At 33.7% G+C, this 14501-nt stretch carries 13 protein-coding genes and 1 tRNA gene; 11 read left to right on the top strand and 3 right to left on the bottom strand.

What is annotated here, in order from left to right; translation table 11 throughout:
- Positions 1–23: 23 nt before the first annotated feature.
- Together MN581_RS02585 and MN581_RS02580 are read left to right on the top strand one after the other, a co-directional pair.
- A complete protein-coding gene (locus tag MN581_RS02585) occupies positions 24–713 on the top strand; it encodes a response regulator transcription factor (protein WP_117972960.1) in 690 nt (229 codons plus the stop codon).
- Positions 713–2233, top strand: a complete 1521-nt coding sequence (locus tag MN581_RS02580; RefSeq protein ID WP_241699139.1) for a HAMP domain-containing histidine kinase — start codon at positions 713–715, stop codon at positions 2231–2233. Before MN581_RS02585 ends, MN581_RS02580 begins: the two co-directional genes overlap by 1 nt.
- A gap of 75 nt (positions 2234–2308) precedes the next feature.
- Here the strand turns inward: MN581_RS02580 and MN581_RS02575 are convergent, their stop codons facing one another.
- From MN581_RS02575 to MN581_RS02565, 3 genes are all read right to left on the bottom strand, one after another.
- Complete coding sequence (locus MN581_RS02575; RefSeq protein ID WP_117972958.1) at positions 2309–2815, bottom strand: thioredoxin domain-containing protein; 507 nt, start codon at positions 2813–2815, stop codon at positions 2309–2311.
- Positions 2816–2832: 17 nt separating this feature from the next.
- The gene (clpP, locus tag MN581_RS02570) at positions 2833–3426 is read right to left on the bottom strand and encodes an ATP-dependent Clp endopeptidase proteolytic subunit ClpP (RefSeq protein ID WP_117972957.1); all 594 of its coding nucleotides are present in this window, start codon (positions 3424–3426) and stop codon (positions 2833–2835) included.
- 180 nt (positions 3427–3606) lie between these two features.
- Positions 3607–3678: transfer RNA gene (locus tag MN581_RS02565), tRNA-Arg, on the bottom strand.
- 62 nt (positions 3679–3740) lie between these two features.
- On the opposite strand from MN581_RS02565, the gene rpoN reads away from it, so the two are divergent.
- From rpoN to MN581_RS02520, 9 genes are all read left to right on the top strand, one after another.
- On the top strand, positions 3741–5084 hold the full coding sequence (gene rpoN / locus MN581_RS02560; RefSeq protein WP_117972956.1) for an RNA polymerase factor sigma-54: 1344 nt from the start codon (positions 3741–3743) through the stop codon (positions 5082–5084).
- A 172-nt stretch (positions 5085–5256) separates the two neighbouring features.
- Positions 5257–6294 carry a sugar-binding domain-containing protein gene (locus MN581_RS02555; protein ID WP_117972955.1) on the top strand — a complete coding sequence of 346 codons (1038 nt, stop codon included), beginning with the start codon at positions 5257–5259 and terminating at the stop codon, positions 6292–6294.
- A gap of 42 nt (positions 6295–6336) precedes the next feature.
- Positions 6337–7341, top strand: coding sequence for a type I glyceraldehyde-3-phosphate dehydrogenase (gene gap / locus MN581_RS02550; RefSeq protein WP_079348009.1), 1005 nt, complete (start codon positions 6337–6339; stop codon positions 7339–7341).
- 89 nt (positions 7342–7430) lie between these two features.
- On the top strand, positions 7431–8618 hold the full coding sequence (locus MN581_RS02545; protein WP_241699138.1) for a phosphoglycerate kinase: 1188 nt from the start codon (positions 7431–7433) through the stop codon (positions 8616–8618).
- 21 nt (positions 8619–8639) lie between these two features.
- A complete protein-coding gene (gene tpiA / locus MN581_RS02540) occupies positions 8640–9395 on the top strand; it encodes a triose-phosphate isomerase (RefSeq protein WP_117972953.1) in 756 nt (251 codons plus the stop codon).
- A gap of 1 nt (position 9396) precedes the next feature.
- Entirely contained in the window at positions 9397–10923 is a 1527-nt protein-coding gene (gene gpmI, locus MN581_RS02535) for a 2,3-bisphosphoglycerate-independent phosphoglycerate mutase (protein WP_241699137.1), read from the top strand.
- Positions 10924–11026: 103 nt separating this feature from the next.
- Positions 11027–12328 (top strand): surface-displayed alpha-enolase, encoded by a 1302-nt coding sequence (gene eno, locus MN581_RS02530; RefSeq protein ID WP_125956685.1) that lies wholly within the window; start codon positions 11027–11029, stop codon positions 12326–12328.
- Positions 12329–12543: 215 nt separating this feature from the next.
- Positions 12544–13476 (top strand): tyrosine-type recombinase/integrase, encoded by a 933-nt coding sequence (locus MN581_RS02525; RefSeq protein WP_241699136.1) that lies wholly within the window; start codon positions 12544–12546, stop codon positions 13474–13476.
- 65 nt (positions 13477–13541) lie between these two features.
- Positions 13542–13991, top strand: coding sequence for a hypothetical protein (locus MN581_RS02520; protein WP_241699135.1), 450 nt, complete (start codon positions 13542–13544; stop codon positions 13989–13991).
- Positions 13992–14501: the final 510 nt, after the last annotated feature.

Genomic DNA, 14501 nt, shown 5'->3' with positions numbered 1-14501 from the left:
TAATGAGAAAGGCATGTGTATTTATGTCAAATAAAATATTAATTATTGAAGATGAAAAAAACTTGGCTCGTTTTGTAGAGTTAGAGTTAAAGCATGAAAAATATGAGACAGAGGTCCATTATAATGGTCGTACTGGTTTAGAAGCAGCATTATCACAAGAGTGGGATGCGATTCTACTTGATTTAATGTTACCTGAATTAAATGGTTTAGAGGTGTGTCGTCGTATTCGTCAAGTAAAAAATACGCCTATTATTATGATGACAGCAAGAGATTCAGTGATTGATCGTGTGTCTGGTTTAGACCATGGAGCAGATGATTATATTGTAAAACCGTTTGCTATTGAAGAACTGCTCGCACGATTACGTGCATTACTTCGCCGAATTGATATTGAGGGAGATAAAAATGTCGCGAAACAAACGACTTTATCTTATCGGAATTTAACCATTGAAAAGGAAAATCGCGTAGTTCGCCGTGGTGATGAAATTATTGAGTTAACTAAACGTGAATATGAGTTATTACTTATTTTGATGGAAAATGTTAATGTCGTGCTTTCTAGAGATGTACTATTAAATAAAGTATGGGGCTATGAAATAGAAGTTGAAACAAATGTTGTTGATGTGTATATTCGTTATTTACGTAATAAAATTGATGTTCCAGGAGAAGATAGTTATATCCAAACGGTTCGTGGAACTGGGTATGTAATGAGATCGTGATGAATCAATTTAAAAGTAAGATGAATTGGCCTCAAAAATTTTCTTGGAAATCTATCACATTAAAATGGACGATACTAACATCGTTGGTCATCTCTATTTTGTTTACGCTTTTTGCCATTATCTCTTATCAAATTAGTACACGATTAATGGTCGAACAAGAAGAGGTGACGTTTAATCGAACGTTATCTGAAGTTACCACTCGTTTATCAAGAGGAGTAGAATCGCTAAGTTTTAATAGCTCTGTTTTTTATTTAAAAGAATCAACTGGCGAATATGTGGGAGACAGTTACTATGGTGTTAATACACTAGAATCCAGTATGATGAATTTAAATAGTTTTATGTCAGAACTATCTAGACCTGAAATGGATTTAAAAGTATACAACGTTGAGGGTGATTTGGTTTTTGAAACAAAAAATCGCTTTGTTCCATTTGATAAAGAATCACAATCAGAAACGGTTATAAAAACTTATGAGTATGTGACTGGATTAGTTCTATTAAAACCAGTTCATTCTGATCAAACTGGTAAGCTGATTGGTTACGCACAAGGTTTTTATGACTTAGGATTTTATTATAAGTTTAGAAAAGAACTATTACAGAATTTAATTATGATAGGTATATGTGGATTACTTGTTAGTGTCATTGTGAGTTTTCTCTTATCAACTTACTTTACAAGTCCTTTAAGAAAAATGGTAAAAACATTAAATAATATTGAAACAGCTCATAAAACAGGTCTTAGAATGCCTGTTCCTAAATCAAATGATGAGATTTATGATCTAGCTATGGCATTTAACGACATGATTGAGCGTATGGAGCGTTTTATTACCCAACAGCAACAGTTTGTTGAAGATGTATCGCATGAGCTGAGAACGCCTGTTGCGGTCATTGAAGGGCATATGAATTTATTGAATCGTTGGGGAAAAGATGATCCAGAAGTGTTAGAAGAATCTTTAAGTGCTTCGTTGCAAGAAATCACACGTATGAAAAGCTTGGTTCAAGAGATGCTTGATTTATCTCGTGCAGAACAATCGGACTTTCATTATAAAAATGAAACATGTAGGGCAAAAGAAACCATTCAAACAACGGTTAGTAACTTTCAAATGTTGTATCCAGATTTTGTATTTAATTTAGATGACGATGATTTAGATCACTCGGTTGAAATTAAAATGTATCGTAATCACTTTGAACAAATTTTAATTATTTTAATGGACAATGCCGTAAAGTATTCTAGAGATAGAAAAGAAGTGATTATTTCAGCATCGAAGTCTTATCAATCGGTTGATGTGATGATTCAGGATTTTGGTGAAGGTATTTCAGAAGAGGAGATTGAAAAAGTATTTAATCGATTTTACCGGGTAGATAAAGCAAGAGCTCGTCATACTGGTGGTAATGGATTAGGGCTGTCTATTGCACAACAATTAATCGAAAATTATCATGGTACGATAAATGTAAAAAGTCATGTAGATTTAGGAACAGCTTTTTATGTGTCTATTCCTTATGTGACAGAAGAAACGACTAATTAATTGAATCAAAAATATAATAGAATAAAAAAACGTATCAAGCGTAGAGTTAGATGACTCGTGCTTGATACGTTTTTTTTAATTGAATAACGCTAAAAAATCATCATTTGAAATCTTTTGGTCAAAATCAATATCGCCCATAATTAAAGTAGGAACAAAACGAATAGAGGCTTGTTCTGCTTCTTTTACAATACTATCTAACACTACATCATTTGATTGCTTTACAAGTCCTAAAGTTTCTTCAGCAAAATGAGTTACCTCTTCAGCAGAATATAAACGACCCCACTCATTTTGAGTATCATATATCTTTGTAATAATCTCAAGAGCTCGTTCATCCATTGGGACGTACTGATGCATAACGTTACCCAGTATTAGACTAGGCGATGTTTTATTAAAAAGTTTGATGACATAATGAAGATTATGTTTAGATACCTCATCTGTTATTAAGTCTAACTTTTCATTCCACCATTGACGGCAGTACGGACAACGAAGATTAACAAATTCAATTAATGTATATGGTGCTTCCTTTTGCCCAATCTTTATTCCGTTTGTAGTGGTGACTTTTGATGTGTCGATTTGTGTCATAGGTAGGATTCATCTCCTTATTTTAAAGCGGCACTGTTTACCATTACTTCATCAATGAGGCCATATTTTTTAGCATCTTCAGCTGACATGAAATTATCTCGATCAGTATCTTGTTCGATAATTTCAATTGGTTGACCAGTATTTTCAGCTAAAATTTTATTTAGTCTTTCTCTTGTATTCAGAATATGGCGAGCTGCAATTTCAATTTCTGTTGCTTGACCTTGTGCTCCTCCAAGCGGCTGATGAATCATAATTTCAGCATTTGGTAAAGCAAATCGTTTTCCTTTTGTTCCAGATGATAATAAGAAACTTCCCATTGATGCAGCCATACCTAATACGATAGTTTGAATATCAGACTTAACGAAATTCATTGTGTCATAAATGGCAAGACCTGCTGAAACACTTCCACCTGGCGAGTTGATGTAAAGATAAATATCTTTTTCAGGATCTTGGGCATCTAAAAATAATAATTGTGCAATGACACTATTTGCAACGTTATCGTCAATAGGGCCACTTAACATAATGATACGATCTTTAAGTAAACGTGAATAAATATCATAGGCACGTTCCCCTCTAGCAGATTGTTCGATAACTGTTGGTATTAAATTCATATAAATTCCTCCTAATAGTAACGCTACTAGCCATATTTTAACATATTCTTTTTATTCTACCTAGAATTTAGCGTCATTTTAGTCAAAAAAGGTCAAAAGAATAAAAAGTAAATAAAAAGGACCTACGTCCTTCAAAATAGTATGATAAAATATGATATACTTCTTTTAAAAAGAAAGTAACACGCCCTAAGGGAATCGAACCCCCGTCTCAAGAACCGGAATCTTGCGTGATATCCACTACACTAAGGGCGCATCTACTTTTATTAGTTTACCAAAAAAAACATAAATAGCAAGATGAAAAGGAGGAAAAGCTGATGAAAATGTCGCAACATGTTAGACAGGGTCAAAGCCAAGTTCAGACTCAAAAATTAGCCATGACCCAACAATTACAACAATCCATTAAGATACTGCAGTATGGTACAGAAGACTTACTTTCTTTTTTAAATGACAAAATGTTAGAGAATCCGCTGATTGATGTATCCGTTTTCGAGATGGATGATCAATACTTAGTGCCTAAAGATTATGATGTGTCAAAAAGTGATAGAAAAACGGATTGGATAAATCAAATTCCAGAAACGACCCAATCATTGTTCCATTATTTGATTGAACAAATCCATTTGAATTATCGAGATACAGCGTTGAGAAGTCTTAGTTTATTTCTTGTTGAGTTTATTGATACAAATGGGTATTTAACAATTTCAATAGAGGAAGCGATGAAGTTAAAGCAAGTGACTTATATAGAAGTGCTAGATGCATTGACACTTATTCAGATGCTTGAACCCGCTGGTGTTGGTGCTAGAAATCTACAAGAATGTCTTATGTTACAAATAGAAAGAGATGACAATGCTCCTAACCAAGCTTACTTAGTATTGGAAGAATATTTTGATGAATTAGCCAATAGAAAATGGCAAAAGATTGAAAAAAAGTTAGGGATTTCATTAGTGGAGATTCAAGAAATTTTTGACTATATTCAAAAATTACATCCAAATCCAGGATCACTGTTTCATTCAGACGAAGATAATATTATTTACCCAGATTTAGAAGTCAAAGTAGATAGAACAGATAATTCCATTTCTATTGTATCTACTAAAGTAGGAAAGCCAAATATTAGCTTTCAAACAACGTATTTTGAAAAAATGTCTCATCAAGGTGGAGACGAAGTCAAAAAATATTTAAATGATAAAAAAAGTGAATTTGAATGGTTAAAAAAATCATTGGAGCAACGTGGAAATACAATTTTACGAGTAGGAGAAGAAATTGTTAAAAAACAATCAGCGTTCTTTATAGAATCTGACCACCCACTTACTCCCATGAAGTTGAAAAGTGTGGCAGAGGAACTATCGCTTCATGAATCAACTATTAGTCGAGCTGTTAATGGAAAATATTTAACAACAGATTTTGGTGTATTTGAACTAAGAAGTTTTTTTTCAACAGGATTAGAACAAAAAAATTCAAACGAAGTGATTGGTACAAATAATGTTAAACAGTTAATTGAAATAATTATTAAAGAAGAAAATAAAGCCAAACCATTATCTGATCAAAAAATTGTTGATTTATTAAAAGAAAAAAATATTCAAATTTCTCGAAGAACAGTCGCTAAATACCGTGAGGAATTAGGAATTCAGTCATCTTCTATGCGAAAAAGATTTGATAATTAAGAGAAAGTTTGAGTATCAGACTTGTATTATTCACCAAGACTTGTTATTATAAGCGTGTAAGGGTTGGACAAAATAAAAGTTATTTTGACTCAACCCTATCAAAATACAATACGTGGGTCAAAAAAAGTCTATGTTGGACTGAAATTGTCCCTTGAGTTGAGGAGTATTATCTATGAGCAATGATTTTGATATTATTGAACAGATTGCTCCTGACATGATTCAAGTGATTGAACAACGATTTCGTATTATGCGAAACATTTATTGGAATCAACCAGTTGGACGTAGAAAATTATCTGAAAAGGTAAATTTAACTGAACGAATACTTCGAAGTGAAACAGAAGTATTAAAACAATTGAATTTGATTGATGTGTCTAAAATTGGAATGTCGCTTAGTGAAAAAGGATTAAGTCTTTATAGTGATTTAGAAATAGTCATGGCAGAGCAAACGGGCAATCGCGTCCTTGAAAAAAAATTAGCAAGTAAGCTTGGTATTGAGAGGTGTTTGATTACGCCTGGCGATAGTGATGCTGAAAGCAAAGTGTTAGAAAAGTTTGGCGAGGTTATCTCTGATATTCTTTCAACACGTTTACCTGATGGTGAAAATATTATTGCCGTTATGGGTGGGACAACAATGGCAACAGTTAGTCGATGCATGTACAAATTAGAGACACCAGAAAGACATAATATTTTTGTTCCAGCAAGAGGAGGAATTGGTGAAACCATTCAAACTCAAGCTAATTCAATAAGTGCCACAATGGCAGAACAAACTGGTGGTGAGTTTAAAGTATTGTATGTTCCAGAGCAAGTTAGTTCGGAAACATATGAGTTATTACTTCACGAGCCTACCGTCCAACGAGTATTAGAGTTGATATCTAGATCAAATGTTGTGATTCACAGTATTGGACGAGCACTGCATATGGCAAAACGTCGTAATATGAGTGCAAGTGATTTAGCAATGCTTTCTAACAATGGAGCTGTTGCTGAGTCATTCGGGTATTTCTTTGATAAAGACGGAGAGGTCGTCTATAAAATACCTCGAATCGGTCTTCAAATGAAAGATCTTCAAAAAATACCGTATGTTATTGCTGTAGCAGGTGGTAAAACAAAAGCTAAGGCAATAGAGGCATACATCAAAAATGCCCCTAAGCAGACGTGGTTACTCACAGATGAGGGAGCAGCAAAACAGATTTTAAAAGAGGAGACTCTTTAAAATAAATAAATTTTTTCGATTTTCTAAAGGAGGAAATCTCACATGACAGTTAAAGTAGGTATTAATGGTTTTGGACGTATCGGACGCTTAGCATTCCGCCGTATTCAAGAAGTTGAAGGATTAGAAGTTGTAGCAATCAATGACTTGACAGATGCACAAATGTTAGCTCATTTATTAAAATATGATACAACTCAAGGACGTTTCAATGGTGACGTTGAAGTTCATGATGGATTTTTCAAAGTAAACGGAAAAGAAGTTAAAGTAACTGCTAACGCTAACCCAGCTGAATTACCATGGGGAGAATTAGGCGTAGACATCGTTTTAGAATGTACTGGATTCTTTACATCTAAAGAAAAAGCAGAATTACATTTACAAGCTGGTGCTAAACGTGTTGTTATCTCTGCTCCTGGTGGAAATGACGTTCCAACAATCGTTTATAACACTAACCATGAAATCTTAACTGGTAAAGAAACAGTTATTTCTGGAGCTTCATGTACAACAAACTGTCTTGCTCCAATGGCAGACGCTTTAAACAAAAACTTTGGTATTGTTGAAGGATTAATGACAACAATTCACGCATACACTGGTGACCAAATGACATTAGATGGACCACATCCAAAAGGTGATTTCCGTCGTGCTCGTGCAGCTGCTGAAAACATCGTACCTAATACAACTGGTGCTGCTAAAGCAATTGGTTTAGTTATTCCAGAATTAAATGGAAAATTAGACGGAGCTGCTCAACGTGTTCCTGTTGCAACTGGTTCTTTAACTGAATTAGTAACAGTTTTAGACAAACAAGTTACTGTTGAAGAAGTTAACGAAGCAATGGAAAAAGCTGCTAACGAATCTTACGGTTACACAATCGACCCAATCGTATCTTCTGATATCGTTGGTATGACTTACGGATCATTATTTGATGCAACTCAAACTAAAGTAATGACAGTTGGCGACAAACAATTAGTTAAAACTGTTTCTTGGTATGATAACGAAATGTCATACACTGCTCAATTAGTTCGTACTTTACAATACTTTGCATCATTAGCTTAATTTAATACACCCTATCAAGATTATCGAAGCGGGGAAGCTATCGCGCTTTCTCGCTTTTTTTGTTAATTCATAAGGAGGCGTCAACAAGCATGGCAAAAAGAACAGTTGAAGATTTAGAATTAAATGGTAAAAAAGTCTTAATACGTGTTGATTTTAATGTCCCTATTAAAGATGGAGAAATTACAAATGATAACCGTATAATTGCTGCTTTACCAACAATTAATTATGTTATTGAACATGGTGGAAAAGCAATTCTTTTCTCTCATTTAGGTCGTGTAAAAACTGAAGAGGATAAAGAAGGCAAATCATTACAACCAGTTGCTGCTCGCCTATCAGAATTACTAGACAAACCAGTTTCTTTCGTTCCCCAAACACGTGGAGCTGAACTTGAAAAAGCTATCAGTGAAATGAAAGATGGAGATGTGTTGGTTGTTGAAAACACTCGCTTTGAAGATATTGATGGTAAAAAAGAAAGCAAAAATGATCCAGAATTAGGTAAATACTGGGCTTCTTTAGGTGATGTTTATGTAAATGATGCATTTGGTACAGCTCATAGAGCTCATGCTTCAAATGTTGGTATTGCATCTAACTTACCTTCAGCTGCAGGTTACTTAATGGAAAAAGAAATCAAATTTATCGGTGGCGCTGTTGATGAACCTAAACGTCCATTTGTGGCTATTTTAGGTGGAGCAAAAGTGTCTGATAAAATTGGTGTTATCGAAAATTTAATTGAGAAAGCTGATAAAATTTTAATTGGTGGTGGGATGACTTATACATTCTACAAAGCTCAAGGCAAAAATATCGGGAAATCAATTTGTGAACCAGATAAAGTTGATTTAGCTAAAGAATTACTTGAAAAAGCAGCTGGAAAAATTATTTTACCAGTGGATACAGTCTGTGCAGCAGACTTCGATAATGATGCGCCAACTGAAATTCATGAAAATAATATTCCAGATAACTTAGAAGGATTAGATATTGGTCCAAAAACAATTAAATTATTCACTAAAGAATTACAAGGTGCTAAAACAGTTGTATGGAATGGTCCAATGGGAGTCTTTGAATTACCTACATTTGCTAAAGGGACAATTGGTGTCTGTGAAGCTATCGCAAACTTAAAAGATGCTACTACTATTATTGGTGGTGGAGATTCAGCTGCTGCTGCAATCCAATTAGGTTTTGCTGATAAATTTACACATATCTCAACAGGTGGTGGAGCATCACTTGAATACCTTGAAGGTAAAAAATTACCAGGTGTAGAATCTATTTCAGATAAATAAGACTAATAAGGAGTCGAGAACATGCGTAAACCAATTATTGCAGGAAACTGGAAAATGAATAAAACTGTTTCAGAAGCACGTGAGTTCGCTGAAGCAGTAAAAAATAAAATTCCAAGTAACGATGTGGTGGATTCAGTTATTGGCGCACCAACTTTATTCTTAACAGATTTAGTTGATATTGCTAAAGGAACTGATTTAAAAATTGCTGCACAAAACTGTTACTTTGAAGACAATGGAGCATTTACTGGTGAAACATCTCCAGCAGCTCTAGAAGATTTAGGTGTTGACTATGTGATTATTGGTCACTCTGAACGTCGTGAGTATTTCCACGAAACAGACGAAGATATCAATAAAAAAGCAAAAGCAATCATCGCACACAACATGACACCAATCGTATGTTGTGGTGAATCTTTAGAAACTTATGAAGCAGGTAAAACTGCTGAATGGATTAAAGGACAAATTACAGCAGCATTAGAAGGGTTAACAGCGGACCAAGTATCTAACTTAGTTATTGCTTATGAACCAATCTGGGCTATTGGAACTGGTAAATCTGCTGACGCAACGATCGCCGATGATATCTGTGGCGTTGTTCGTCAAACAGTGGCAGATCTTTATTCAGATGACGTAGCTGGAAAAGTTCGTATTCAATATGGTGGATCAGTTAAACCTGAAAATATCGCTGAATACATGGCTAAAGAAAACGTTGACGGCGCACTTGTAGGTGGCGCAAGCTTACAACCTGATTCATTCTTGGCATTATTGGAGGCATTAAACTAATATGGAAAAAGCACCAGTAGCAATTATTATATTAGATGGTTATGGTAAACGTGATGAAGTTACAGGTAATGCTGTTGCACAAGCGAACACACCTAACTTTGATCGTTATTGGAATAACTATCCTCACAACACACTAAAAGCATCTGGTTTAGATGTAGGATTACCTGATGGTCAAATGGGAAACTCTGAAGTTGGACACACTAATATTGGTGCGGGCCGTATAGTTTATCAAAGTTTAACTCGTATCGACAAAGCAATCGAAGACAAAGAGTTTCAAACAAATGTTGCCCTAAATAACGGGATTCAACATGCGTTAGACAATGATTCTGCGCTTCATTTATTTGGTCTATTATCTGATGGTGGGGTTCATAGTCATCAAAACCATTTATATGCCCTTTTAAAAATGGCAAAAGATAGCGGCGTAAAAGAAACTTACGTACATGCTTTCTTAGATGGTCGTGACGTAGCACCAACTTCAGCTTATGGCTATATGGAAGAATTGCTTAAAGTGATGAAAGAATTAGATTACGGAAAAGTTGCGACAGTGTCTGGACGTTTCTATGCAATGGATAGAGATAAACGTTGGGAACGTGTAGCAAAAGCTTATGAAGCAATTGTTGATGGTATCGGCGTGAAAGCGACTGATCCATTACAAGCTATCCAAGAATCTTATGACAATAAAGTAAATGATGAGTTCTTAGTGCCAGTTGTGATTGAAGAAAACGGCAAACCAGTCGGACAAGTAAAAGACAATGACTCTGTTATTTTCTTTAACTTTAGACCAGATCGTGCGATTCAATTATCAAATGCTTTCACTGATAAAGAGTGGAAACACTTTGAACGTAAAAATCATCCTGAAAATGTTAAATTTGTGACAATGACTTTATATAATCCAAGCATTGTAGCAGAAGTAGCATTTCCACCAATTGAAATGAAAAATGTGATAGGGGAAGTATTATCAGATGCAGGCTTAAAACAATTAAGAATTGCTGAAACTGAAAAATACCCTCATGTAACATTCTTCATGAATGGTGGACGTAACGAAGAATTTCCAGGTGAAAGTCGTATTTTAATCAACTCACCTAAAGTTGAAACATATGACTTGAAACCTGAAATGAGTGCTTATGAAGTCACAGATGCATTACTTGCAGATATTAAAGCAGACAAACATGATGCGATTATCTTAAACTTTGCTAACCCTGACATGGTAGGTCATTCAGGTATTTTAGAAGCAGCAATCAAAGCAATTGAAGCTGTGGATGAATGTTTAGGTAAAGTCGTAGATGCGATTATCGCTAAAGGTGGCGCAGCAATCATTTTTGCTGACCATGGTAACTCAGAAACAATGACAACACCAGAAGGAAACCCACATACAGCTCATACAACTGTTCCAGTTCCTGTCATTGTGACAAAAGCTGGCGTAACTCTTAGAGATGGTGGCCGTTTGGCAGATGTGGCTCCTACAATGTTAGACTTATTAGGTATTGAAAAACCTGAAGAGATGACAGGTGAGTCATTAATTAAATAATTCACGTGCTTTTATTTGAAAGTAGTCGTGAAAATGGTACAATGTTTATGGAAGATTCCTTCCGTAGCTATAAAAACGATATTCCTAAAGGAGAGAAATGTTAATGTCAATTATTACAGATATTTATGCTCGCGAAGTCTTAGATTCACGTGGTAACCCAACTATTGAAGTAGAAGTTTATACAGAAAGTGGTGCTTTTGGTCGCGGTATGGTGCCTTCTGGTGCATCAACTGGTGAACACGAAGCTGTTGAATTACGTGATGGAGATAAATCTCGTTATTTAGGTAAAGGTGTTTTAAAAGCTGTTGATAACGTAAATAACATCATCGCAGAAGAATTAATTGGATATGACGTAAGAGACCAAATGGCTATTGACCGTCGTATGATCGAATTAGATGGAACTCCAAACAAAGGTAAATTAGGAGCTAACGCTATTTTAGGTGTGTCAATTGCATGTGCTCGCGCTGCAGCTGATTACTTAGAAGTACCTTTATACCATTACTTAGGAGGATTTAATACTAAAGTATTACCTACTCCAATGATGAACATCATTAATGGTGGTTCTCACTCTGATGCACCAATCGCATTCCAAGAATTTATGATTGTCCCTGTAGGAGCTCCTACATTTAAAGAAGCTTTACGTTGGGGTGCTGAAGTATTCCACGCATTAGCTAAAATCTTAAAATCTCGTGGATTAGAAACTTCTGTTGGTGATGAAGGTGGATTTGCACCTCGTTTTGAAGGAACTGAAGACGGTGTTGAAACAATCTTAGAAGCAATCAAAGCTGCAGGATTTGTACCAGGAAAAGACATCATGATTGGATTTGACTGTGCTTCATCAGAATTCTACGAAAATGGCGTATATGACTATACTAAATTTGAAGGCGAAGGTGCTGCAAAACGTACTGCTGCTGAACAAGTAGATTACTTAGAAGAATTAGTTAACAAATACCCAATCATCACTATTGAAGATGGTATGGATGAAAACGATTGGGATGGTTGGAAACTATTGACTGAACGCTTAGGCGAAAAAGTTCAATTAGTTGGTGACGATTTATTCGTTACAAACACTGAAATCCTTTCTCGTGGTATTGAAATGGGCGTAAGTAACTCAATCTTAATCAAAGTTAACCAAATTGGTACATTAACTGAAACATTTGATGCTATCGAAATGGCTAAAGAAGCTGGATTTACAGCTGTTGTATCTCACCGTTCTGGTGAAACTGAAGATTCAACAATTGCTGACATCGCAGTTGCAACAAACGCTGGACAAATCAAAACTGGTTCTCTTTCTCGTACTGACCGTATTGCTAAATACAACCAATTATTACGTATTGAAGACCAATTAGGCGAAGTTGCTGAATACAAAGGTTTGAAATCTTTCTACAACTTAAAAAACAAATAATTAACGATTAAATATAGCTTATTCTAATGGAATTAAAACTGTTCGGACGTAATGAAGACTCTTCTTTTGAAGGGTCTTTTTTTTATATAAATGAGGTATACCAATTTTTATTAGTTATAGATATGATATGTATTGTTAAATAAGGAATACGTCTATTTAGTAATACAGAACTTTTTATTTTCTTTTATAATAATTAAGATAAAGGAAGTTGAATTATGGAAATTAAAGATGTTTTAGAAGAGTTTTTATTAGATTGTAAAGTTAGGAATCTATCTAAGAAAACAATTAGTTCGTATGATTATCAAATTGGTATATTTATAAATTATATGGAAACTGAATTTAATGAAAAAAGCATTAGAAAAATTAAAAAAGTACATGTAAAAAAATATTTATTGGACTTACAGGAAACAAAAAAAGCGACGTATATAAATCAATTGTTAAAAACATTAAAACTACTATTTAATTATGGCGTTGTAGAAGGGTATTTAGATAAAAATATAATAAGCAATATATCCTATTTAAGAACAGAGACCACTTTGTTGAATACATTCAATGATGATGAAGTTATAAATATGATTGAGTTTTACGGAAAAAATAAAGATTTTTTATCGCAAAGAAATAAGTTAATTATAGAAATCTTTACAGATTGTGGGTTAAGAGCTCAAGAAGTTAGAGATTTAAAAAATGATAATATTTATGATGACTATATCAAGTTTTGGGGTAAAGGAAGGAAAGAGAGAGTGGTTCCAATTAGTCCTTACCTATCTTATTCTTTAAAAAAATATAATAGAGTAAAAAAAGGTTATTTTAATAATTTAAGAAAATATAGAGAGGTAGATAATTATTTGTTTGTTTCAAAAAGTGGAAAAAGACTAACTAATAATGTTCTACTTGAAAAAATAGTTAAAGATGCGTGTAATGCAATTGGAGTAAGAAATGAAGTTCAAAGAAAATCATGTCATTCTTTAAGACATTATTATGCTCAAAAACTATTAAAGAATGGTGTAAATCTCTATACAATAAGTAGATTACTTGGACACTCAAGTATTAAAACAACTCAAACATATCTTAATAGTTTAACCAATGAAGAGATTTTAACAGATATTCATGGAATTACACCATTAACATTGCTCTTGACTGATAAATAATCATTTGACTTAAGCCATAAACGAAGCTATATTAAGACAAAATTATGAAAGAAAGGATTTTAAATATGGCTAAAACAATTAAAAAAGTAAGTGATACGCAACAATTAAGAGAAGCATTACCCTCTATTTTAAAAACAATATTTAAAGAAGGAGCCACGTTTGATGAATTGTGGGAAGAACTGTCAAAAAACAAAAAGCTAGCTAAAATTATGTATACTGATGATAAGAAACCAAGAATAGGTCTTCTACAAGGTTTATCTAATAGAGTGAAAGATGGTAAAGAAGAAAATATGATGATGGTGAAGAAAGAAGATGGCAAAAATTATTTTGTTTATTATGACAGTTCTTTAGATAAACAAATAAAATTGACGACCCATTATATTTCTTCTATCAAATCAATTGAATTTGATAAGGATACTAAATTTACGGAAGAAAAAGAAACATTATTAAAACAACAAACGAACCTTATCAAAAAATTAGAGGAATTGAATGTACAATTAGTGAGTAAAAAATAAATCACGTAACGGTGTGAAACAAAAAACGATATGCGGAATAAAAATAATAGTACAAACGGAATGTTTTTTTATTTTAAAACGGAATAAAAATAATTATATAAACGGAATTTAATTATGTTTAAAAACGGAAGATAAATAATAAATAAAACAGAATATAATATAAAGGTATAAGGTCTCTGTTTTATGCACATGAAAAATCAGGTTAAACATTGGATGAATGAACCACGTAACGGTATGAAACAATATAAAAATAGTTTATTTAGAACATACCTAATCATTCCAAATAAACGAGAGGATAAATTAGAGTTATCTTTTTATCTGAGGTACCACAGAGCGTCTCTAAGCTAAAGAGAACGTTGTTAGGTATTATTTTATTAAACGGACTCAAAATACGACAGAACGCCTCACGTGCCGAAATATAGTAAAAGAGAAAAAAGCTAGAGATAGCTATCTTTCTTCTAAAAACAGTGATTTATAGGCTATTTATTCAAGTTATTTGAATAGATAGTC

Source organism: Vagococcus sp. CY53-2 (assembly GCF_022604695.1).
In the GTDB taxonomy this organism is placed as follows: Bacteria; Bacillota; Bacilli; order Lactobacillales; family Vagococcaceae; genus Vagococcus.
Note: the sequence above shows the minus strand (reverse complement) of the source record. Positions and strands in the feature narration are given on the sequence as shown.